3 protein-coding genes are annotated in these 2,339 nt (G+C 65.9%); all 3 read left to right on the forward strand.

Going from position 1 to position 2,339, the window contains the following annotated elements:
• Positions 1 to 592, forward strand: a 592-nt coding sequence (locus AC1D1T_RS31935) for a hypothetical protein (RefSeq protein WP_477993378.1), incomplete at its 5' end; no start/stop codon positions are given.
• 14 nt (positions 593 to 606) lie between these two features.
• Positions 607 to 1,701: a S1 family peptidase gene (locus AC1D1T_RS31940; protein WP_477993380.1), complete on the forward strand. Its 1,095-nt coding sequence runs from the start codon at positions 607 to 609 to the stop codon at positions 1,699 to 1,701.
• Positions 1,698 to 2,132, forward strand: a complete 435-nt coding sequence (locus AC1D1T_RS31945; RefSeq protein ID WP_477826782.1) for a hypothetical protein — start codon at positions 1,698 to 1,700, stop codon at positions 2,130 to 2,132. Before AC1D1T_RS31940 ends, AC1D1T_RS31945 begins: the two co-directional genes overlap by 4 nt.
• Positions 2,133 to 2,339 lie beyond the last annotated feature (207 nt).

Raw genomic sequence — 2,339 nt, forward strand, 5'->3', positions numbered from 1 at the left:
CCTGGAAGGCCCCCGTTCCGGCACGCAGGCGGAGTTCGATTTGCGTGGGCGCACCACGCTGCGCCTGTCGGAGGCCGCGGTGCCGGAGGAACGGCGATACGACCATGGCGAATGGATTCGCCTTTCGGCCGGCGACGCGAACGGCGGCGTCGCTTCGTCGATGTCGCTGTCACTGAGCCGCGCCGTCGGCGCACCCATTCGGCTGAGCGAGCTGCGTCCGGTGGCGCTGCGATTCGCCGAACGGCGAGCCAGCGCAACCGGCGTTGCGGCGGTCGTCTCGAGCATCGAGGGTGGAACGATCACGTTGCCTGCCACGGGTGAGAGCGTCAAGCTCGCGGCCGGCGACTGGCTCGAGCTGGACGGGCTGGTGATCGAGCGTTGCGAAGTCCTGGCGGACGGGCTGCTGACGCTGCGGCTCAACGGCTCCGCCGGTGCAATGCGGCTGAGGGTGGGTGAATTCGAACGCTCGCTCAAGCCGAGCTGGCTTGAATACGCGGCCCGCCACCATCTGATGAAGCTGCTCTGGGGGGCGGCGGCTGTCCTGTGGGGTGCCTTGGCATGGATGCGAAATCAGTTCTCCGACGTGCACTGAGCGGCGCCGTGGCCATGGCGCTCGTCGTCGCCGCAACGGCAGCGACGGCGGCCTCCGACACGACCTTCCTCTCTGCCGAGGAGTTCGGCGAACAGTTGCTCGCCAATGTCGTCCGGATCCGTGCGATCGATCACCAGGAGCACGGGTTCGGACTCATCGTCGGAGCCACGCAACGTCACCTGCTGATCGCAACCGCGCGCCACGTGGTCGGGGGCAGCGAGGATGGCCGCATCGAGGTCATGTTCTGCAAAGCCGCGAGCGAGAAGCCGATCGCCGCCGAACGAGTCGGCGAGTTCAATGCGGATGCCGCCGACGTGGCGTTGCTTCGCGTGGCGAGGCCCGAGGGCTTCTCGGTGCGAACGCGCGCGCTCGCTGACGAGGCGGTCATCGTGCGTGGCGTCGGAACATGGCTGTTGGGCGAGGCGCAGCAGTGCGGTCTTGCACCTCGCAACGGCGCGGTGGCCTACCCGCGCGACGATCGCGACAACCTGCGCATCGAGTTTCCCGGTGCGCTGGGTGGCGCTTCGGGTGGGCCTGTGTTGAGCGGCTACGGCGTCGTCGGCCTCATCACGGACGCCAGCGACCTGAGCTACATCGTCTACAGCGCGGCCGCGCTCGCAGCACGCGTTGCCGTGCAGATGCCCGGCGCGTGGCAACTCGAGGCGGCGCGCAACATACCGCCGACCGATCCTCGTGCCGCCCAGGTCGACTTGTCAGAGACCTTGAACCTGTACCTTTTCAGCGTGCGCAACCTGCATGGCCTGCTTCAGCAGCCCGCAGTGCCGCAAAAATTGTTCTTCGACTTCAGCCGCGACTACAACACGGCCATCAACAGGTTCCGCGATGCTCGCGATCGCTACGACGGGGCACTGAGCCGCCATTGGCCGCCGAACGTGCTGCCGATGTGGGTCGCTGTGCGCGACCGCCTGTGGGCGGTGCACGAAGTGTTCTGGAAACTCAACGCCGGCGACGCGCGAACCATCTTCGAGACGAAGTCGTCGCCTCCGGAAGTGCAGGCGCGCATGCGTTCTCTCTCGTCCGAACTGGACACATTGCAGTCCGGGATCACGGATTTTCTGCAGGTTCTGAACCGAAGGAGCTCACCATGAATCCTCCACGCGCCCGGACGCCAATCCGCCACCTGTCGCTTCTCTCGGCAGTTGCCGTGCTCATGGCCTGCGGAGGTGGCACCGAGGCCCTGTTCGTGCCGTTCTTCAGCTTTGTCTTTCAAGATAATCTCGACAATCCGACGTTCAACATGTCGTTGAAGCCCGGCGACGACTGCAGCACCAAGGGCACCCTGCCTGGCGGCGCCAACATGGATGTTTTCAACGTAGGGTCCGCCGCGCTGACGGGTACTTACGACGGCCGTGACCTCTCCATCACGCTCAGCCAGCCGTTGGGCAGCTATCAGGGAACCTACAACGGCCACTTCGTCGATCGGGACAACATCAGCTTCAAGCCGGCACCGGGCGGCACGGGCACGCCCTTCACCGTCACGCGCAACTCCAATGGCGAGCCCCTGCGCAGTTGCCCCTGAAGATCGAGGTGTGGCCCAGGCGGAACGCGCTAACCAGGGCCTGCCCACAGCGTGTCGGTCAGCAATTGGGCGATCACCTCGTCGAAGAAGTCCGTGCCCTCCAGTGCGACGCGCGTCTCTCCGGCTGGCAGGAGGTTGCGCTCGGCGAGCGTGACGCGCACCTGGTCGATGTCCTCCGCCAGGATGAGCAGCGTCCTGATCTCGTAG

This window comes from Rhizobacter sp. P2_H3 (genome assembly GCF_056403355.1).

Bases quoted from the DNA above. Each gene is read 5' to 3' on its own strand.
- AC1D1T_RS31940 (WP_477993380.1), top strand. From the start codon at position 607: ATGGCGCTCGTCGTCGCCGCAACGGCAGCGACGGCGGCCTCCGACACG.
- AC1D1T_RS31945 (WP_477826782.1), top strand. From the start codon at position 1,698: ATGAATCCTCCACGCGCCCGGACGCCAATCCGCCACCTGTCGCTTCTC.